General features: G+C 60.3%; 15 protein-coding genes and 3 tRNA genes. 6 read left to right on the top strand and 12 right to left on the bottom strand.

Translation table 11 applies throughout. From position 1 onward, the window contains the following. The 4 genes from B3397_RS20080 to fabI are packed head-to-tail and all read left to right on the top strand — an operon-like array spanning position 1 to position 4,520. On the top strand, positions 1-1,074 hold the full coding sequence (locus B3397_RS20080; RefSeq protein ID WP_296253434.1) for a microcin C ABC transporter permease YejB: 1,074 nt from the start codon (positions 1-3) through the stop codon (positions 1,072-1,074). Position 1,075: 1 nt separating this feature from the next. Further along, a complete protein-coding gene (locus B3397_RS20075; RefSeq protein ID WP_296253433.1) occupies positions 1,076-2,095 on the top strand; it encodes an ABC transporter permease in 1,020 nt (339 codons plus the stop codon). A 1-nt stretch (position 2,096) separates the two neighbouring features. Next, the gene (locus B3397_RS20070; RefSeq protein WP_296253431.1) at positions 2,097-3,707 is read left to right on the top strand and encodes an ABC transporter ATP-binding protein; all 1,611 of its coding nucleotides are present in this window, start codon (positions 2,097-2,099) and stop codon (positions 3,705-3,707) included. A gap of 18 nt (positions 3,708-3,725) precedes the next feature. Further along, a complete protein-coding gene (gene fabI, locus B3397_RS20065) occupies positions 3,726-4,520 on the top strand; it encodes an enoyl-ACP reductase FabI (protein WP_296253429.1) in 795 nt (264 codons plus the stop codon). Positions 4,521-4,691: 171 nt separating this feature from the next. On the opposite strand, the gene B3397_RS20060 is transcribed toward fabI, so the two are convergent. The 6 genes from B3397_RS20060 to tig all read right to left on the bottom strand — a co-directional run bounded on the left by B3397_RS20060 (position 4,692) and on the right by tig (position 13,138). After that, on the bottom strand, positions 4,692-6,566 hold the full coding sequence (locus tag B3397_RS20060) for a SurA N-terminal domain-containing protein (RefSeq protein WP_296253427.1): 1,875 nt from the start codon (positions 6,564-6,566) through the stop codon (positions 4,692-4,694). A 171-nt stretch (positions 6,567-6,737) separates the two neighbouring features. Next, positions 6,738-7,010 (bottom strand): HU family DNA-binding protein, encoded by a 273-nt coding sequence (locus tag B3397_RS20055; protein ID WP_296253426.1) that lies wholly within the window; start codon positions 7,008-7,010, stop codon positions 6,738-6,740. A gap of 141 nt (positions 7,011-7,151) precedes the next feature. Next, the gene (lon, locus tag B3397_RS20050) at positions 7,152-9,548 is read right to left on the bottom strand and encodes an endopeptidase La (RefSeq protein WP_296253424.1); all 2,397 of its coding nucleotides are present in this window, start codon (positions 9,546-9,548) and stop codon (positions 7,152-7,154) included. Positions 9,549-9,700: 152 nt separating this feature from the next. Continuing rightward, positions 9,701-10,987 (bottom strand): ATP-dependent Clp protease ATP-binding subunit ClpX, encoded by a 1,287-nt coding sequence (gene clpX / locus B3397_RS20045; RefSeq protein ID WP_296253423.1) that lies wholly within the window; start codon positions 10,985-10,987, stop codon positions 9,701-9,703. Positions 10,988-11,093: 106 nt separating this feature from the next. Next, the gene (clpP, locus tag B3397_RS20040) at positions 11,094-11,735 is read right to left on the bottom strand and encodes an ATP-dependent Clp endopeptidase proteolytic subunit ClpP (RefSeq protein ID WP_296253422.1); all 642 of its coding nucleotides are present in this window, start codon (positions 11,733-11,735) and stop codon (positions 11,094-11,096) included. A 92-nt stretch (positions 11,736-11,827) separates the two neighbouring features. After that, positions 11,828-13,138 (bottom strand): trigger factor, encoded by a 1,311-nt coding sequence (gene tig, locus B3397_RS20035; protein WP_296253419.1) that lies wholly within the window; start codon positions 13,136-13,138, stop codon positions 11,828-11,830. Positions 13,139-13,439: 301 nt separating this feature from the next. Between tig and B3397_RS20030 the strand changes: the two genes are divergently transcribed. Next, positions 13,440-15,608 (top strand): GAF domain-containing protein, encoded by a 2,169-nt coding sequence (locus B3397_RS20030; protein WP_296253417.1) that lies wholly within the window; start codon positions 13,440-13,442, stop codon positions 15,606-15,608. Positions 15,609-15,743: 135 nt separating this feature from the next. On the opposite strand, the gene B3397_RS20025 is transcribed toward B3397_RS20030, so the two are convergent. From B3397_RS20025 to B3397_RS20015, 3 genes are all read right to left on the bottom strand, one after another. Continuing rightward, positions 15,744-15,828, bottom strand: a tRNA-Leu gene (locus B3397_RS20025). Positions 15,829-15,886: 58 nt separating this feature from the next. Beyond that, positions 15,887-15,962, bottom strand: a tRNA-His gene (locus tag B3397_RS20020). Positions 15,963-16,003: 41 nt separating this feature from the next. Further along, a tRNA-Arg gene (locus B3397_RS20015) sits at positions 16,004-16,080 on the bottom strand. 290 nt (positions 16,081-16,370) lie between these two features. On the opposite strand from B3397_RS20015, the gene folD reads away from it, so the two are divergent. Continuing rightward, positions 16,371-17,225 carry a bifunctional methylenetetrahydrofolate dehydrogenase/methenyltetrahydrofolate cyclohydrolase FolD gene (gene folD / locus B3397_RS20010; RefSeq protein ID WP_296253415.1) on the top strand — a complete coding sequence of 285 codons (855 nt, stop codon included), beginning with the start codon at positions 16,371-16,373 and terminating at the stop codon, positions 17,223-17,225. Positions 17,226-17,491: 266 nt separating this feature from the next. On the opposite strand, the gene B3397_RS20005 is transcribed toward folD, so the two are convergent. From B3397_RS20005 to B3397_RS19995, 3 genes are read right to left on the bottom strand one after another with little or no spacing between them, the layout of a single operon-like run. Beyond that, positions 17,492-19,237 carry an ABC transporter substrate-binding protein gene (locus B3397_RS20005; RefSeq protein WP_296253413.1) on the bottom strand — a complete coding sequence of 582 codons (1,746 nt, stop codon included), beginning with the start codon at positions 19,235-19,237 and terminating at the stop codon, positions 17,492-17,494. Between the two features lie 48 nt (positions 19,238-19,285). Beyond that, positions 19,286-19,558: a DUF2160 domain-containing protein gene (locus B3397_RS20000; RefSeq protein WP_296253411.1), complete on the bottom strand. Its 273-nt coding sequence runs from the start codon at positions 19,556-19,558 to the stop codon at positions 19,286-19,288. 11 nt (positions 19,559-19,569) lie between these two features. After that, positions 19,570-20,370, bottom strand: a complete 801-nt coding sequence (locus B3397_RS19995) for a carbohydrate ABC transporter permease (RefSeq protein WP_296253410.1) — start codon at positions 20,368-20,370, stop codon at positions 19,570-19,572. Positions 20,371-20,373 lie beyond the last annotated feature (3 nt).

Below are 20,373 nucleotides of genomic sequence, written 5' to 3'. Positions count from 1 at the left end.
ATGCTGGCCTACATTCTGCGCCGCTTGCTGCTGATCATCCCGACCTTGTTCGGCATCCTCATCATCAACTTCGCCATCATCCAGGCCGCCCCAGGCGGGCCCGTGGAGCAGATGATCGCCAAGCTGGAAGGCTTCGACGGGGCGACCAGCCGCATCGCCGGTGGTGGCGCCGAAGTGGCGGTGGCCGGCTCCAGCTATAGGGGGGCCCAGGGCCTGGACCCGGCGTTGGTGAAAGAAATCGAGAAAATGTACGGTTTCGACAAGTCGGCGCCGGAACGGCTGTGGATCATGATCAAGAACTACGCCCACCTGGACTTCGGCAGCAGCTTCTTCCGCGACGCCAAGGTCATCGACCTGATCATCGAGAAAATGCCCGTCTCCATCTCCCTTGGGCTGTGGAGCACGCTGATCATGTACCTGGTGTCGATCCCCCTGGGCATCGCCAAGGCCACTCGTCACGGTAGCCACTTCGACGTCTGGACCAGCTCGGCGATCATCATCGGCTATGCCATTCCCGCTTTTCTGTTCGCCATCCTGCTGATCGTGGTGTTCGCCGGCGGCAGTTACCTGGACTGGTTCCCCCTGCGCGGACTGACCTCCAACAATTTCGAGGACCTGAGCTGGAGCGGCAAGGTCCTGGATTATTTCTGGCACCTGGTGCTGCCGGTCAGCGCACTGGTGATCGGCCACTTCGCCACCATGACCCTGTTGACCAAGAACAGCTTTCTCGACGAGATCGGCAAACAGTACGTGGTCACCGCCAAAGCCAAGGGCCTGAGCAACCATCGGGTGCTCTATGGCCACGTGTTCCGCAACGCCATGCTGCTGGTGATCGCCGGCTTCCCGTCGGCCTTCATCGGCATCTTCTTCACCGGTTCGCTGTTGGTGGAAGTGATCTTCTCGCTCGACGGCCTCGGCCTGATGAGCTTCGAGGCGGCAATCAACCGCGATTACCCGGTGGTGTTCGGCACCCTGTTCATCTTCACCCTGCTGGGGCTGGTAGTGAAACTGATCGGCGACCTTACCTACACCCTGGTCGATCCACGGATCGATTTCGGCAGCCGGGAGCATTGAGATGAACCTGTCACCCCTCAATCGCCGCCGCTTCGAACGCTTCAAGGCCAACAAGCGGGGCTGGTGGTCGCTGTGGTTGTTCCTGATCCTGTTCGGGCTGAGCCTGGGCGCAGAGCTGATCGCCAACGACCGGCCACTGGCGGTGCGCTACGACGGCCAGTGGTACTTCCCGGCCCTCAAGCGCTACCCGGAAACCACCTTCGGCGGCGAATTCCCGCTGGAGGCCAACTACAAGAGTCCGTACATCCGCGAGCTGCTGGCGGCCAAGGATGGCTGGACGCTGTGGGCACCCATCCCCTTCAGTTACCAGAGCATCAACTACGACCTGAAAGTACCGGCTCCGGCACCGCCCTCGGCGCAGAACTGGCTGGGGACCGATGACCAGGGCCGCGACGTGCTGGCCCGGGTGATCTACGGCTTCCGTATTTCCGTGCTGTTCGCCCTGACCCTGACCCTCGCCAGTTCCGTCATCGGGGTGATCGCAGGCGCCCTTCAGGGCTTCTACGGAGGCTGGGTGGATCTGGCCGGGCAACGCTTTCTGGAAATCTGGTCGGGGTTGCCGGTGCTGTACCTGCTGATCATCCTGGCCAGCTTCGTGCAGCCCAATTTCTGGTGGCTGCTGGGCATCATGCTGTTGTTTTCCTGGATGAGTCTGGTGGACGTGGTGCGCGCCGAATTCCTGCGCGGACGCAATCTGGAGTACGTCCGCGCAGCACGCGCGCTGGGCATGCAGAACGGCGCCATCATGTTCCGCCACATCCTGCCCAACGCCATGGTCTCGACCATGACTTTTATGCCGTTCATCCTCACCGGCGCCATCGGCACCCTTACCGCGCTGGACTTCCTGGGCTTCGGCCTGCCCGCCGGCTCGCCCTCCCTGGGCGAACTGGTGGCCCAGGGCAAGTCCAACCTGCAAGCGCCCTGGCTGGGCATCAGCGCCTTCACCGTGCTGGCCCTGATGCTCAGCCTGCTGGTGTTCATCGGCGAGTCCGCCCGTGACGCCTTCGACCCGAGGAAATGACATGAGTCCGGACAACCTGATCGAAATCCGCGACCTGGCCGTCGAATTCGTGGTGGGCGACCGCCACCAGCGGGTGGTGGAAAACATCAGTTTCGACATTCGCCGCGGCGAGACCCTGGCGCTGGTGGGCGAAAGCGGCTCGGGCAAATCCGTCACCGCCCACTCGATCCTGCGCCTGCTGCCCTATCCGCTGGCACGCCACCCCAGCGGCACCATCCATTACGCCGGCCGCGACATGCTGAGCCTGGACGAAAAGCAGCTGCGGCACATTCGCGGCAATCGCATTGCAATGATCTTCCAGGAGCCCATGACCTCGCTGAATCCGTTGCACAACATCGGCAAACAGATCAACGAGGTGCTGTCGCTGCACAAGGGCCTGACGGGCAAGGCGGCCACCCTGCGTACCCTCGAGTTGCTGGAGCTGGTGGGCATTCCCGAGCCGCACAAGCGCTTGAAGGCCCTGCCCCATGAGCTGTCCGGCGGCCAGCGCCAGCGGGTGATGATCGCCATGGCCCTGGCCAACGAGCCTGAGCTGCTGATTGCCGACGAACCCACCACCGCGCTGGACGTCACCGTGCAGCTGAAGATTCTCAAGCTGCTCAAGGAACTGCAGGCCCGACTGGGCATGGCATTGCTGCTGATCAGCCACGATTTGAACCTGGTGAAAAGAATTGCGCACCGGGTATGTGTCATGCAGCGCGGTTGCATCGTCGAACAGGCTACTTGTGAAGAATTGTTTCGGGCGCCACAGCATTCCTACACTCAGGTATTGCTCGGTGCCGAACCCAGCGGTCAGCCCGCGGCCACGGTGACCGGCGAGCCAATGCTGGAAGTCGATAACCTTCGTGTCTGGTTTCCGATCAAGAAAGGCCTGCTGCGCGGCACCGTCGACCACGTCAAGGCAGTCGACGGTATCGGCTTCAGCCTGCCTCGCGGACAGACCCTGGGCATCGTCGGTGAAAGTGGCTCGGGCAAATCGACGTTGGGTCTGGCAATTCTGCGCCTGATCGGCAGTCAGGGCGCGATTCGCTTTCAGGGACAGGCGCTGGACAGCCTGAGCCAACAGCAGGTGAGGCCGCTGCGGCGGCAGATGCAAGTGGTCTTTCAGGACCCGTTCGGCAGCTTGAGCCCACGCATGAGCGTGAGCCAGATCGTCGGCGAAGGCCTGCGAATTCACAAGATCGGCAACGAAGCCGAGCAAGAACAGGCTATTATTGCCGCGCTCAAGGAGGTAGGGCTGGATCCGGATACCCGGCATCGCTACCCCCACGAGTTCTCCGGCGGGCAACGGCAACGTATCGCCATTGCCAGGGCCCTGGTATTGAAACCGGCGCTGATATTGCTGGACGAGCCCACCTCGGCGCTCGACCGCACGGTCCAGCGTCAAGTGGTGGAGCTGTTGCGTTCACTGCAACTGAAATACAACCTGACCTATTTGTTTATCAGCCATGACCTGGCGGTAGTCAAAGCCTTGAGCCACCAACTGATGGTGGTCAAACAGGGTCAGGTGGTCGAACAAGGGGCGGCGCAGGCGATCTTTGCTTCGCCGCAGCACCCTTATACACAGCAGCTGTTGGAAGCAGCCTTCTTGGCCCCAACCGCTGTCGATTAACCTGAAGAGGAACAACACATGGGTTTTCTCGCCGGTAAGCGCGTCCTGATCGTAGGTGTCGCCAGCAAACTGTCCATCGCATCCGGCATTGCTGCCGCCATGCATCGCGAGGGTGCTGAACTTGCCTTCACCTACCAGAACGAAAAACTCAAGGGCCGCGTCGAAGAATTCGCTGCGGGCTGGGGTTCCAATGCAGACCTGTGCTTCCCTTGCGATGTGGCCAGCGACGCTGAAATCGCCTCGGTTTTCGAAGCGCTTAGCAAGAAGTGGGATGGCCTGGACGTGATCGTTCACTCCGTGGGCTTCGCCCCGGGCGACCAGCTGGACGGCGACTTCACACAAGCCACCACCCGCGAAGGTTTCCGCATCGCTCACGACATCAGCGCCTACAGCTTCGTGGCCCTGGCCAAGGCTGGCCGCGAGATGATGAAAGGCCGCAATGGCAGCCTGCTGACCCTGTCGTACCTGGGCGCCGAGCGCACCATGCCCAACTACAACGTGATGGGCATGGCCAAGGCGTCCCTGGAAGCAGGCGTGCGCTACCTGGCCGGCTCCCTGGGCCCGGAAGGCACTCGCGTCAACGCCGTATCGGCAGGTCCGATCCGCACCCTGGCGGCTTCGGGCATCAAGAACTTCCGCAAGATGCTGGCGGCCAACGAAGCGCAAACGCCGCTGCGTCGCAACGTCACCATCGACGAAGTCGGCAACGCCGGCGCGTTCCTGTGTTCGGACCTGGCGTCGGGCATCAGCGGGGAAATCATGTACGTGGACGGCGGTTTCAACACCACCGCCATGGGCGACATCGAAGAGTAAGCTGGCTTCGATGGGTTGAAAGAACGCCGCTGATTTCAGCGGCGTTTTTTTGTGGCTGGGGTTTGCCGACTCCATTCCCTGTAGGAGCGGCGTACAGCCGCGAAGCCGCAGCACTGCCACCACAAAAGCAAAAGGCCGCATACGCGGCCTTTTGCTCGAACGTGCATCACCTCAATACTTGGTGATGTCCGCCTTGGTTTCCAGCAACTTGCGGTAGGCCGCAAAGTCCTGCTGGCCAATACGCGATGCCAGGAAGCGGCGGTACTGGGTCTTCTCTTCATCGCTCGGCGCAGCCGCCTCGTTCACACCGTCCAGGCGCAGGATCACGAAACTGCCATCCTTGAGCGAAACGCTGCTGAACTCCGGCTTGTCCTTGGTGCTGGGCTTGGCCATGCGGAACAGGGCCTGCAGCTCCACGGGATCAACGCCTTCCTGACCGCGGCTGACCGCCTCGGCGACCTTCCACGGCTGGCCATTCTGACTGGCAGCCAGCGGCACCTTGCCGTCACGCAAGCCAGCAATCAACGCTTCGCCCTTGGCTTTCACGTCGGCCGCAGCATGCTGTTTGGCCAGCTCGGTCCTGATCGGACCCGCCACGGCTTCCAATGGCAGCTGCTCAGGCTTGCGGTGTTCCTTGACCCGCACCACGACCATGGTTTCCGGGTCCAGCTCGATCGCCGCGCTGTTGGAACCCTCTTCCAGCACTTCCGGACTGAACGCAGCCTGCACCACGGCACGGCTGGCGACCACGCCCTGGTTGCCGCCTTCCTTGCCGAACGGCTCGGAGGTCTGCACCTTCAAGCCCAGTTCCTGAGCAGGTTGTGCCAGGTCGGAAGCCTCGAAAGCCGAGTCTTCCAGTTGCTTGGTGGCGGTGACGAACCGCTGCTCGACTTCCTGAGTCTTCAGGTCGCTGGTCAGCTTGGCCTTGAGGCTGGCGAAGGTGGGCACGTCCGGGGACTGCACGTCTTCGAGCTTGATCAGGTGCCAGCCGAAGTCGGTGCGTACCGGTGCCGACACCTGACCCTTGCTCAGCGCATTCAGGGCGGTCTCGAAGGCAGGGTCGTAGACGCCGTTGCCAGCGAAGCCCAGGTCACCGCCATTGTTGGCGGAGCCAGGGTCCTGGGAGAATTCCCTGGCCAGCTTGGCGAAGTCTTCACCCTTGTTCAGACGTGCCTGCACTTCCTCGATCTTCGCCTTGGCCTGGGCATCGTCCACCTTGTCATTGACTTCGATGAGGATGTGACCGGCACGACGCTGTTCGGACAGGTTCGCCACTTCTTTCTGGTAGGCGTCCTGCAGGTCTTCGTCCTTGACGGTGACCTGATCGAAGAACGACGACTTTTTCAGCTCCACGTAGTCGATGACCACCTGGTCGGGGCTCATGAACTCCTTGGCGTGCTCGTCGTAGTGCGCCTTGATCTCGTCGTCGGTGACCTTGGCGGTGGACGGATCGGCCTTGAAGGTCAGAGAGGCGAAGTCACGCGTCTGCTTTTCCAGTCGCGCGAAGGCAGCAACCTGAGCGTCGGTGACGAAGCTGCTGCCCGCCAGCCCGGCGCGCAGCTGACCGATGAGCATTTCTTCGGCGAGCATCTGGCGGAACTGCAGACGGCCATAGCCCATCTGGCGGATCACCTGATCGAAGCGCTCGGCGCTGAACTTGCCGTCGACCTGAAACTCAGGCGTTTGCAGCATGACCTGATCCAGTGCGCCTTCGGAAAAAGCAAACTTGGCGTCATGTGCGCCCTGAAGCAGCAGCTTGCGATCGATCAGGCCTTTGAGGGCCGATTCACGCAGCATTCTGTCGTCCAGCAGTGCGGGATCGAAATCCTTGCCCAGCTGTTGCATCAGCTGGCGGCGTTGCATTTCGGTGGCCTGGCTCAGTTCGTTCAAGGTGATTTCGTCACCGTTGACCTTGGCAGCGTCCTGGCTGTGGCTGGTGGCCTGGAAAATGGCATCGAAGCCGGTCAGCGCCATCAACACGATGATCAGACCGATGATGCTCTTGGCAATCCAGCCTTGGGAGTTATCCCTGATGTTCTGCAGCATGCGTCCCCCGAAAACGGTCGTACAGATGAAGCGACCGCGGAGAGTAATAGGAATCCGGATAGAAGAAAGGCGCATCCGAGGATGCGCCTTCTCGTAACTCGCGGAGCTGTTTCAGCTCCGCTCCCCGTGCGGGCATCGCCACGCGGCGGGTAGCAAAGGCTTGGCCGAAGCTTAGTTGCAAGCTTCTTTCAGGGCTTTACCGGCTTTGAAGCTAGGCTTCTTGGCGGCCGCGATTTCCAGGGCCTTGCCGGTTTGCGGGTTGCGGCCGGTACGTGCAGGGCGATCGGTAACGGAGAAAGTGCCGAAGCCAACGAGGACAACGGAATCACCGGCCTTCAGGGCACCTGTGACAGATTCGATCACTGCGTCCAGCGCCTTGCCAGCTGTAGCTTTGGAGATATCAGCAGATGCGGCGATTGCATCAATCAGTTCCGACTTGTTCACTATAAGTCCCCTTATATCTATTTTGAGTTGTTTCTAAGTATGTGGTGAAACGGGCGCCGGGTGGCTGCCTTCACAGCAAGTGCCGCTTTATAACAAGGGCTCTAAAAAGCTGTCAAGAAAGCCACCCGGTCAAATACAGGCTCAATGCGTGCTGATTCTTTCCTTGGAATCCGAATCGCGTTTCTCATCCTTGGCGACTATCTCGGGAGCCACATCGGGCAAGGGCTCCGGGGCGTATTGCAGCGCAATTTGCAGGACTTCGTCAATCCATTTAACAGGTTTAATCTGAAGATCCTGTTTGATGTTGTCCGGAATTTCCTTGAGGTCGCGTACGTTCTCTTCGGGAATGATCACAGTCTTGATCCCCCCCCGATGCGCGGCCAACAATTTTTCCTTCAAACCACCAATAGCCAGTACCTGACCACGCAAGGTGATCTCACCCGTCATGGCCACATCGGCGCGTACCGGAATCTGCGTGAGAGCGGAAACCAGCGCCGTGCACATGCCCACGCCAGCGCTAGGACCATCTTTCGGGGTCGCGCCTTCCGGCATGTGAATGTGCGTATCGCGCTTCTCGTGGAAGTCCAGAGGAATACCCAGGCTCTTGGCACGACTGCGGACCACGGTCTGCGCGGCAGTAATGGACTCGACCATCACGTCGCCCAGCGAACCGGTCTTGATCAGCTGACCCTTGCCGGGGACCACGGCAGCCTCGATGGTCAGCAACTCACCACCGACCTGCGTCCAGGCCAGACCGGTCACTTGACCGATCTGATCCTGCTGCTCGGCCAGGCCGTAGCGGAACTTGCGCACACCCAGCAGGTGCTCGAGAGACTCGGAGGTCACCTTGACGCTGAATTTCTTCTCGTGGGCGTGTTCCTTGACCACCTTGCGGCACACCTTGGCGATCTGACGCTCCAGGCCCCGCACGCCAGCTTCGCGGGTGTAGTAGCGGATGATGTCGCGAATGGCCTCGACGTCGATCTGCACTTCGCCCTTCTTCAGGCCGTTCGCCTCGATCTGCTTGGGCGACAGGTACTTGGTGGCGATGTTGATCTTCTCGTCTTCGGTGTAACCCGGCAGACGAATGACTTCCATCCGGTCCAGCAAGGCTGGCGGGATGTTCATCGAGTTGGACGTGCAGAGGAACATCACGTCGGAAAGGTCGTAGTCGACTTCCAGGTAATGGTCGTTGAAATTGTGGTTCTGCTCCGGGTCCAGCACCTCGAGCAATGCCGAGGCAGGATCGCCGCGCATGTCGCTGCCCATCTTGTCGATTTCATCGAGCAGGAACAGCGGGTTGCGCACGCCTACCTTGGTCATCTTCTGAATCAGACGGCCAGGCATGGAGCCGATGTAGGTACGACGATGGCCGCGAATCTCGGCCTCGTCACGAACGCCGCCCAGGGCCATGCGCACGAACTTGCGGTTGGTGGCGTGAGCGATGGACTCCGCCAGGGACGTCTTGCCCACACCCGGTGGACCGACCAGGCACAGCACCGGGCCACGGATTTTCTTCACCCGCTTCTGCACGGCGAGGTACTCGAGGATGCGCTCCTTGACTTCTTCCAGACCGTAGTGGTCGGCGTCCAGGATGCTTTCGGCGCGGGCCAGATCCAGACGGACCTTGCTCTGAGCTTTCCAAGGCACCTGCACCAGCCAGTCGATGTAGGTACGCACCACGGTGGCTTCGGCGGACATCGGCGACATCTGCTTGAGCTTGTTCAACTCCGCAGTGGCCTTGGCCAGGGCGTCCTTGGGCAGACCGGCGGCGTCGATGCGCTTCTTCAGCTCTTCGACTTCGTTGTGGCCTTCCTCGCTGTCGCCCAGCTCTTTCTGAATGGCCTTCATCTGCTCATTCAGATAATACTCACGCTGGCTGCGCTCCATTTGCTTCTTGACGCGGCCGCGAATGCGCTTTTCGACCTGCAACAGGTCGATCTCGCCATCGAGCAACGCCAGCACGTGTTCGACACGGGCCGACAGGTCGATGATTTCGAGGATGTCCTGCTTCTGCTCGATCTTCAGGGCCATATGGGCGGCCATGGTGTCGACCAAGCGGCCTGGCTCGTCGATGCTGTTGAGCGACGACAGCACTTCGGCCGGCACCTTCTTGCCCAACTGCACGTATTGCTCGAACTGAGCCAGCAGGCTGCGCACGAACACTTCGGATTCGCGATCAGGGGCGTCGACTTCGTCGATCAGTTGCACTTCGGCGCGGATGTGTCCGTCCACCTCGATGAACTGCTCGACGCTGCCACGCTGCTCGCCCTCCACCAGCACCTTGACGGTGCCGTCCGGCAGCTTGAGCAGTTGCAACACGGTAGCGACAGTACCGACACGGTAAAGAGCGTCTTCACCTGGATCATCATCGGCCGGATTCCTTTGCGCCAGCAAAAGGATCTGCTTCTCGCCGGACATCGCAGCCTCGAGGGCCTCGATGGACTTCTCACGTCCCACGAACAGCGGGATAACCATATGCGGATATACGACGACATCACGCAATGGCAGGAGAGGCAATTCGATGGTTGTCTTCATGATTTCGCCTCTACAGCGGCCCTGATGGCCGTAAACAGATGGAATTGAGCTTGCTGTCAATGTGGGGGCACCCCCCCGAAAATACAAGCTCGCTGGCTGAAAAACGAAAGGGGCCCGTAGGCCCCTTCCTCTTTCCAACCCACATTGTCGACTTATGCGTCGGGTGCTGCCTTGGCCGGCGGCTCGCTGTTTTCGTAGATCAACAGCGGCTTGGACGTCCCCTCGATCACACTTTCGTCGATGACCACTTTGCTTACATCGGTCTGCGAAGGAATTTCGTACATGGTATCGAGCAGGATACCTTCGAGGATGGAACGCAGGCCTCGAGCACCGGTTTTACGCTCCAGCGCCCTGCGGGCAACCGACTTGAGCGCATCGCTGCGGAACTCAAGGTCGACGCCTTCCATCTCGAACAGCTTGCCGTATTGCTTGGTCAGCGCGTTCTTCGGCTCGGTGAGAATCTGCATCAATGCAGCCTCATCCAGTTCGTCCAGGGTCGCGAGGACCGGCAGACGACCGACGAACTCGGGGATCAGGCCAAACTTGACCAGATCGTCCGGCTCGACTTCACGCAGCGACTCGCCGACTTTCTTGCCTTCCTGCTTGCTGCGAACTTCGGCGCCGAAGCCGATGCCGCCCTGGGTGGAGCGATTCTGGATGACCTTTTCCAGGCCAGAGAACGCGCCGCCACAGATGAACAGGATGTTGCGCGTATCCACTTGCAGGAATTCCTGCTGGGGATGTTTGCGCCCACCTTGCGGTGGTACCGAGGCAACGGTGCCCTCGATCAACTTCAGCAACGCCTGCTGCACGCCTTCACCGGAAACGTCCCGGGTGATGGACGGGTTGTCCGACTTGCGCGAGATCTTGTCGATCTCGTCGATGTAGACAATGCCCATCTGGGCCTTTTCCACGTCGTAGTCGCACTTCTGCAACAGCTTCTGAATGATGTTCTCGACATCCTCACCCACATAACCGGCTTCGGTCAGTGTGGTCGCGTCAGCGATGGTGAAGGGGACGTTGAGCAGACGGGCCAGGGTTTCGGCCAGCAGCGTCTTGCCCGAACCGGTAGGCCCGATCAGCAGGATGTTGCTCTTGCCAAGCTCGACGTCGTCGTTTTTCTTGTCACGTTGGTTCAGGCGCTTGTAGTGGTTGTACACCGCTACGGCAAGCACCTTCTTCGCGCGTTCCTGGCCAATCACGTACTGATCCAGGATGCCGCTTATTTCTTTGGGCGAGGGCAATTTATGCGCGCTGCTTTCGGCCTGGGCTTCCTGCACCTCCTCACGGATGATGTCGTTGCACAGGTCGACGCACTCGTCGCAGATAAAGACCGAGGGGCCGGCAATCAATTTGCGCACTTCATGCTGGCTTTTGCCGCAGAAGGAGCAATAGAGCAGTTTGTTGCCGTTGTCCTCGCCGTTGCGGGTGTCAGTCATTCGATCGATCCAAATCCGATAGGCTTGCAACACAAGATGAAGGCAATCACGGGCTTTTTCAAGTGCACAGGTAGCAGGTCAACCCTGCTACCCGTTATTGAAGGGCTCAGGCCGGCATGTGACGCTTGTGCATCACGGAGTCGATCAGGCCGTATTCGGCGGCACGTTCGGCACTCATGAAGTTGTCACGCTCGGTATCGCGCTCAATGGTTTCCAGGCTTTGGCCGGTGTGATGGGCCAGCAGCGAGTTGAGGCGATGACGAATGGACAGGATTTCCTTGGCATGGATGTCGATGTCCGACGCCTGGCCCTGGAAACCGCCCAACGGCTGGTGAATCATCATCCGCGAGTTCGGCAGGCAGTGACGCTTGCCAGCAGCGCCGCCCGCCAGCAGGAACGCGCCCATGCTGCAGGCCTGACCGATGCAGGTGGTGGAAACGTCTGGCTTGATGAACTGCATGGTGTCGTAGATCGACATGCCTGCAGTCACCGAACCGCCGGGTGAGTTGATGTAGAGATGGATGTCCTTGTCCGGGTTTTCCGCTTCAAGGAACAGCAACTGTGCCGCTACCAGGTTGGCCATGTAGTCTTCGACAGGGCCAATCAGGAAGATCACTCGCTCCTTGAGCAGACGCGAGTAGATGTCGTAGGCGCGTTCGCCACGAGCGGATTGCTCGATAACCATCGGGACCAGACCGCCTGCGGCCTGGATGTCAGAGCTCTGCTGAATATAAGAATTGCGGGACATGTCTCGCACTCACTCCCAAATAGTCATGTCTTGAATACACATAAGCCAGCACGAAGGCTGGCTTATGGGTGTTTTCGAACGTCAGAGAACGATCACTCGGCTTGTGCTGCTTCCGCCGGTTTGACCGCTTCTTCGTAAGAGACCGACTTGTCGGTCACCTTGGCTTTCTGCAGAACAGTATCCACAACTTGTTCTTCCAGCACAACCGAACGGACTTCGTTCAGCTGTTCTTCATTTTTGTAGTACCAGGCTACAACCTGCTCAGGCTCCTGATAGGCCGAAGCCATCTCCTGGATCAGCTCGCGAACGCGGGCTTCGTCAGGCTTGAGCTCGTTCTGCTTGACCACTTCGGCCACGATCAGACCCAGCACGACGCGGCGCTTGGCTTGCTCGGTGAACAGCTCGGCCGGCAGCTGGTCAGGCTTGATGTTGCCACCGAACTGCTGCACGGCTTGTACGCGCAGACGGTCGACTTCGTTGTCCAGCAGCGCCTTCGGCACTTCGATCGGGTTGGTGGCAACCAGACCGTCCATGACCTGGTTCTTGACCTTGGCCTTGATCGCCTGACGCAGCTCGCGCTCCATGTTCTTGCGAACTTCGGCGCGGAAACCGTCCAGGCCGGTTTCCTTGATGCCGAACTGGGCGAAGAATTCTTCGGTCAGCTCAGGCAGCTTGGGTTCCGAAACGCTGTTGACGGTAACGGTGAACTCGGCGGCCTTGCCGGCCAGCTCCAGGTTCTGGTAGTCCTCGGGGAAGTTCAGGTTCAGGACCTTCTCTTCACCGGCCTTGGCGCCGACCAGGCCATCTTCGAAGCCCGGAATCATGCGGCCCGAGCCCAGCACCAGCTGGGTGCCGGTAGCCGAACCACCGGAGAACGCTTCACCTTCGATCTTGCCGACGAAGTCGATGTTCAGCTGGTCTTCGTTCTGGGCAGCGCGCTCGGCCTGCTCGTAACGAACGTTCTGCTTGCGCAGGATTTCCAGCATGTTGTCCAGGTCGCTATCGGCAACCTCGGCGCTCAAACGCTCGACTTCGATGGTGTCGAATGCACCGACTTCGAACTCGGGGAACACTTCGAACGTTGCGATGTATTCCAGGTCCTTGCCTTTTTCGAACACTTTAGGCTCGACGGCAGGGGCGCCGGCTGGGTTGAGCTTCTGCTCGACCACGGCTTCGTAGAAAGAAGCCTGAATCACGTTGCCCAGGGCTTCCTGGCGTGCGTCAGCCTCGTAGCGCTGACGGATGACGCTCATAGGCACCTTGCCTGGACGGAAGCCCGGGATCTTGGCGTTACGGGCGGTCTGTTGCAGACGCTTGTTGACTTCGGCCTCGATGCGCTCGGCAGGAACGCCGATGGTCATGCGGCGCTCGAGAGCGGAAGTGTTTTCAACAGAAACTTGCATGGATTTTCCTCGTTGCACAGACGTTAGCCGGCCATTTCCGACCCCAGATCAAGGGCAAGCATTCTAGTGGGTCAAACTCAAGAAGTCACCCTGTGCACCCGGCGATGAACCAAGTCGGGCCAAAAACCGTTAAACGGCAGGCCTAAAAGCCCGTTTCAGGCCCGAATCGCTGCCTGGCGGACAACTTTTGCAAGACATTACCGGGGTGACTGTTATCCTTGCACTTCCGGAATCAGGCGACACCCCGGCTACACTACCCCCATTACACCTCACCAATGCCCTCCTCCGCCGCAGGACCGCCATGGCCTCAAGTTCCGATACGCCCGTCACCCTGGCCAACTGCGAGGATGAGCCGATTCATCTGCCGGGGGCCATCCAGCCTCATGGAGCACTGATCGCGCTGAGCAGTGAGGGGCGGGTACTGAGCCGCAGTGCGAACCTGGAGAAGGTGGCCGGCTTCGACATGCCGCCCGGCACCGAACCAGACAGCCAGCTGTTGGGCAACGGCATGATCGAGTTGATCGCCGAAGGCCTGGCCAGCGATGATCACTGGGTCAACAGCGTGGAAAGCATCCTGCTGGGCAGATTGTTCGACGTGGTCGCGCACCGCTACCAGTCGGTGCTTTACCTGGAGCTGGAGCCGCGACGCACCGCCAGCGCCTCGTTCAGCCAGTTCGCGCTCTACGCCCAGCGCATCATCAGTCAGATGCAGTCGCGCCATGACATCGACAGCCTGCTGAGCCGGGTGACCGACGAAATACGCAACATGACCGGCTTCGACCGGGTCATGGCCTATCGCTTTCGCCCGGACCTGTCCGGCGAAGTGATCGCTGAGGCGCGCCGTAGCGACCTGGAGAGTTATCTGGGCCAGCGCTACCCGGCGTCCGACATTCCAGCCCAGGCCCGCCTTCTTTATATACAGAATCCCATTCGCCTGATCGCCGATGTGGCCTATGCGCCATCACCGCTGATGCCAGGGCTGAACCCGCAGACCGGCAAGCCGTTCGACCTCAGCTTCAGCAGCCTGCGCAGCGTCTCGCCGATTCATTGCGAATACCTGACCAACATGGGCGTGCGCGCATCCATGAGTGTCTCGATCGTGGTAGGCGGCAAACTGTGGGGGCTGTTTTCCTGCCACCACATGGCACCCAAAACCATGGCGCATCCGCTGCGCATGTCGTTCCAGGTGATCTCCCAGGTGTGCAGCGCGCTGGTCGAACGACTGGAGCACAACCTGGCAACGCAAACGCTCAAGCGCGCCAGCGAGCAGCAGCAGGCGCTGATCCTGCACGCGCGCGACTCCGAAGACCTGGTGGCAGCGCTGAGCGGTCAGCCCGACAACATTGCCGCACTGGTGCCCTGCGACGGCGCGGCGGTGGTCATGTCCGGCCGCACGCAAAGCATCGGCGGACAGTTCGATCTGATCTGCCGGCAAATCATCGAGCACCTGGAACAAGACGGCCAGCACGAGGTTTTTCATACCGATCACTGGCAGAGCGTCGACACCGAAGGTAATCCTCACGCGTACTGCGGGGTACTGGCTGTGCGCTTTCACCGCCAGGAATCCGGCTGGATCATCTGGCTGCGCAAGGAAGAGATCCACCACGTGCGCTGGGGTGGCAAGCCGGAGAAAATCGTCAGGGTGGGCCCATCGGGGCCCCGCCTGACGCCTCGCGGCTCATTCGAAGCCTGGGAAGAAGTCGTGCGGGGCCGCTCGCCCAGCTGGACCGACACCGAGATCGAAATCGCCGAAAAACTGCGGCGTGATCTGGTCGAGCTGTGCCTGAGCCGTGCCAGTGAAATCGACGGCATGCGCCAGCGCCTGATCGCCATGCTCGGCCACGACCTGCGCAACCCATTGCAATCGATATCCATGGCAGCGGCGATGCTTTCCTCCAGTGAAGTTCGCGACACCGAGCTGCGCAAGCACATCAGCCACTCCAGCGGCCGCATGGAGCGCCTGATCAGCCAGATCCTGGAAATGAGCCGCCTGCAATCCGGCCTCGGCATCCTGGTCAATCGCGTCGACACCGATCTTTCTGCGCTGGTGCAGAGCATCGTCGCCGAAACCGCTGTGGCCTTCCCCGGCATGACCATCGATGCACACATCGCGCCGGACGTACGCGCCATGGTGGACCCGGATCGCTACGCCCAGGTCATCACCAACCTGCTGGGCAATGCGCGCTACCATGGCACGCCGGGCAAGCCGGTATTGATCAGTCTGAGCCTGGATGGCAATGACACTCGCCTGTCCGTACTGAACGAGACGAATCCGGTCCCCGCTGAACGATTGGGCACCCTGTTCCAACCCTTCAAGCCGCAAAGCGCTGACAACCTGCGCAACAAGAACGGCTTGGGCATCGGCCTGTACATTTCCCAGGCCATCGCGGCGGCGCACAGCGGGCAGATCAGCGTGGAGCAGAGCGGGAACATCATTACGTTCAGCATGGTGCAACCCATGGTGGCTTGATGGGCGTTTATTGGGAGGGACAGGGGATGGAGGGACTTCTCGCTTCTTAAGCCAAAATCCAAACGCAAAAAAGCCGCCCAAAAGGCGGCTTTTTCGTTTTGCTCACTCACCGCAATTGGCGAGAGTGACGACAGATGGTGCGGACGAAGAGACTCGAACTCTTACAGCTTGCGCCGCTGGAACCTAAATCCAGTGTGTCTACCAATTTCACCACGTCCGCATGTAGCGTTTAAAGCAAAGGCGCCGGATCGGTGAGAATCAGGCGCCTTTTCGGAATATGGGGTGGACGATGGGGATCGAACCCACGACAACAGGAGTCACAATCCTGTGCTCTACCAACTGAGCTACGCCCACCATATTGCGTTTACTGCGTTACTTGTGCCAAAGCTGCCTAATGGCGCACCCGGCAGGACTCGAACCTGCGACCATCCGCTTAGAAGGCGGATGCTCTATCCAGCTGAGCTACGGGCGCTTTAGAGTCTGTAGTCCTTGCAGATTACAAATCCAGAGCTTCAGTCAGTCGTTTCGAACAAGCTAAAAATCCGCTTATTCTGTCTGACCTTCTTCACCAGTGCTAGGCCCTGCCCGACAAGTGCGACGAATGTTATAGACGAGCCTGCAGGTCGTCAACACCTTTTTGAAAAAAATTCATTTAATTAAAGGGGTTAGGAGGTTTCCCGGACCAAGCGCCTTTGCCCTGGCCCCACGACATGCGAGAATGCGCGCACATTTTCATTCCCTTTCGATGGTTAATCACGCGTCATGACTGCACAACTAATCGACGGCAAGGCGATCGCCGCTAACCTGCGCCAGCAGATCGCCCAACGTGTCGCCGAGCGTCGCCAGCAAGGCCTGCGCACTCCAGGGCTTGCAGTGATTCTGGTGGGGACCGACGCTGCCTCCCAGGTCTATGTCTCGCACAAGCGTAAAGACTGCGAAGAAGTCGGCTTCCTTTCCCAGGCGTTCGACTTGCCCAGCAGCACCACCCAGCAAGCGCTGCAAACGCTGATCGACAAGCTCAACGAGGATGACCAGATCGACGGCATCCTGTTGCAGCTTCCGTTGCCCGAGCACCTGGATGCCTCCCAATTGCTGGAGCGTATCCGTCCGGACAAGGACGTCGATGGCTTCCACCCTTATAACGTCGGCCGCCTGGCTCAGCGTATTCCACTGCTGCGCCCCTGCACGCCCAAGGGCATCATGACCCTGCTGGAAAGCACCGGGCAGGATTTGTATGGCATGAACGCGGTGGTGGTGGGCGCCTCGAATATCGTTGGCCGTCCGATGGCCATGGAGTTGCTGCTGGCCGGCTGCACCGTGACCGTTACCCACCGTTTCACACAGGACCTGCCTGGCCACGTCGGTCGTGCCGATCTGGTGGTGGTGGCTGCGGGCAAACCCGGGCTGGTCAAGGGTGAGTGGATCAAGGAAGGCGCCATCGTCATCGACGTGGGCATCAACCGTCAGGCCGATGGCAAACTGGTCGGCGATGTGGTGTACGAAACCGCCCTGCCCCGCGCCGGGTGGATTACCCCGGTGCCGGGTGGAGTTGGGCCGATGACGCGGGCGTGTCTGCTGGAAAACACCCTTTACGCGGCAGAGACGCTGCACGGGTGAGTTGATCCGGAACATCAGCGCCGCTGCCGGCCCCTTCGCGGCTTCACGCCGCTCCTACAGAACCCCTGTAGGAGCGGCGTCCAGCCGCGAAGAGGCCACCCCAGACACCCCCCTGTAGGAGCGGCGTCCAGCCGCGGAGAGTCCATCCCAGACACTCTCCCCCTGTAGGAGCGGCGTGAAGCCGCGAAGAGTCCACCCCAGACACCGCCCGTAGGAGCGGCGTCCAGCCGCGAAGGCGCCAGCAGCCTCACCCCACCTCTACGCCCTCACTTCCTCGCATCCTCCCAGGATTTCAACAGCTCGGCGTAACCCACCGTCTGTCCTTGCGGCTTCTCGTTGGCCAGCTTGGGCTTAGGCGCGCCCGGCTGATCGAACCAGTACTGCGCGTCACGTTCCGGATTCATCTTCGGTCCGCACACCGGCTGCACCTTGCTGCGTTCCAGGCGCGTCATGATCGCGTCCTGATCCTTGGCCAGGCCATCGAGCGCCTGCTGCGGGGTCTTCTCGCCGCTGGCGGCTTCCGAAATGTGACTCCACCACAACTGGGCCAGGCGTGGATAGTCCGGCACGTTGGTGCCGGTCGGGGTCCACTGCACCCGTGCCGGGCTGCGGTAGAACTCCACCAGCCCGCCCAGCTTGGGCGCCAGGTCGGTCATGGCCTGTGAGTTGATGTCAGACTCGCGAATCGGGGTCAGACCAATGATGGTCTTCTTCAGCGATACCGTCTTGGAGGTGACGAACTGGGCATACAACCAGGCCGCCAGGCGTTGCTTCTCCGGCGTCGACTTGAGGAAGGTCCAGGAACCGGTGTCCTGATAGCCCAGCTTCATGCCCTCCTCCCAATACGGCCCTTTGGGCGAAGGTGCCATGCGCCACTTGGGCGTGCCATCGGCATTCATCACTGGCAGGCCTGGCTTGGTCATGTCCGCAGTGAAGGCGGTGTACCAGAAGATCTGCTGGGCGATGTTGCCCTGCGCCGGCACCGGCCCCGATTCCGAGAACGTCATGCCCTGAGCTTCGGGCGGCGCGTAGGCACGCATCCAGTCCACGTACTTCTGCGTGGCGTACACCGCGGCCGGGCCATTGGTGTCGCCACCGCGGGTCACGCTGGAGCCCACGGGATGGCAATCCTCCACGCGAATGCCCCACTCATCCACCGGCAGCCCGTTCGGCAGGCCCTTGTCGCCGCCACCGGCCATGGAGAACCAGGCGTCGGTGAAACGCCACCCCAGTGACGGGTCTTTCTTGCCATAGTCCATGTGGCCATAGATGCGTTTGCCGTCGATCTCCTTCACGTCCTCGGAGAAGAACTTGGCAATGTCTTCATAGGCCGACCAGTTGACCGGTACACCCAACTCATAGCCGTAGATTTCCTTGAACTTCTTCTTCAATTCCGGCCGTTCGAACCAGTCGGCGCGGAACCAGTAAAGGTTGGCGAACTGCTGGTCGGGCAACTGATAGATCTTCTTGTCGGGCGCGGTGGTGAAGGAGATACCGATGAAATCCTTGAGGTCCAGGGTCGGCGAGGTGGCCTTCTTGCCCTCAGGGCTTTCCATCATGTCGGTAATGGCTTCGGTCTTGCCATAGCGAAAGTGCGTACCGATCAGGTCCGAGTCGTTGACCCAGCCGTCGTAGATGTTCTTGTCCGACTGCATCTGGGTCTGCAGTTTCTCCACCACGTCGCCTTCCTGCAGCAGGTCGTGGGTCAGCTTGATCCCGGTGATTTCACTGAAGGCCTTGGCCAGGGTCTTGGCTTCGTACTCGTGGGTGGTGAGCGTTTCGGACACCACGTTGATGCTCATGCCGCGAAACGGCTTGGCCGCCTCGATGAACCACTTCATCTCGGCCATCTGCTGGGCAGGGTCGAGGGTCGAGGGCTTGAATTCACTGTCGACCCATTTCTTGGCCGCGTCTTCATAGGCATCCGCCCACGCCGAAGCGCTCAAGCTGGCGCAGGCCAGCAGGGTTGCCAGGGCAATGCTATGTCGCAGCTTGTTGTTGTTCTCGAACATAGTGACCTCCGGTTTAAGTTTTTATCGCTCCACGCCAGCAGGCTCACATCAGCCCCAGCGCATGACCGCCAACAGCCACACCAGGGACAGCAACGAGGCTACCCAGATGCTCCAGTCGGTGACGCCGATCACCAGCAAATGCAGGTAGGCGCTGCCGAGAAGACCAATGAACAAGCGATCGCCGCGGGTGGTGGCGATCGGCAGGAAACCGCGGCGCTCGGTACAGGGCGAGCGCAACTCGAACACCGTCATGCCCGCCAGCAACAGCGCGATGGCGCCAAAGAACGCGGCGGTGGGTAAGGTCCAGGCCATCCAATCCATCGTCGTGCTCCTCAGACTCGGCCCAGGGCAAAGCCCTTGGCCACATGGTTGCGAACGAACCAGATCACCAGCATGCCGGGCAGGATGGTCAACACCCCGGCGGCCGCCAGCACTCCCCAGTCGATGCCCGATGCCGAGACCGTGCGGGTCATCACCGCAGCGATGGGCTTGGCATTCACCGAGGTCAGGGTGCGTGCCAGCAACAGCTCGACCCAGGAGAACATGAAGCAGAAGAAGGCGGTGACACCGATCCCCGAGCCAATCAACGGAATGAAGATCTTCACGAAGAAGCGCGGAAAACTGTAGCCGTCGATATAAGCGGTTTCATCGATTTCCTTGGGTACGCCCGACATGAAGCCCTCCAGAATCCACACCGCCAGCGGCACATTGAACAGGCAGTGGGCCAGGGCCACCGCGATATGAGTGTCGAACAGGCCGATGGACGAATACAGCTGGAAGAACGGCAGCAGAAATACTGCCGGCGGCGCCATGCGGTTGGTCAGCAGCCAGAAGAACAGGTGCTTGTCGCCCAGGAAGCGGTAGCGGGAAAAGGCATAGGCCGCCGGCAGCGCTACACTCAGGGAGATCACGGTGTTCAGGCTGACGTAGTACAACGAGTTGATGTAGCCGGTGTACCAGCTGGGATCGGTGAAAATCACCCGATAGTTGGCCAGGGTGAAGTCATGCGGCCACAACGACAGGCCGCCCAGAATCTCGCCATTGCTCTTGAACGACATGTTCAGCAGCCAATAGATCGGCACCAGCAGGAACAGAATGTAGAGCAACAGGGGGATCAGCTTGCGCTTGCTCATGGC

The sequence above is a fragment of the Pseudomonas sp. UBA4194 genome (assembly GCF_002379585.1).
In the GTDB taxonomy this organism is placed as follows: domain Bacteria; phylum Pseudomonadota; class Gammaproteobacteria; order Pseudomonadales; family Pseudomonadaceae; genus Aquipseudomonas.
This window is presented reverse-complemented; position numbering and strand designations above follow the sequence as displayed.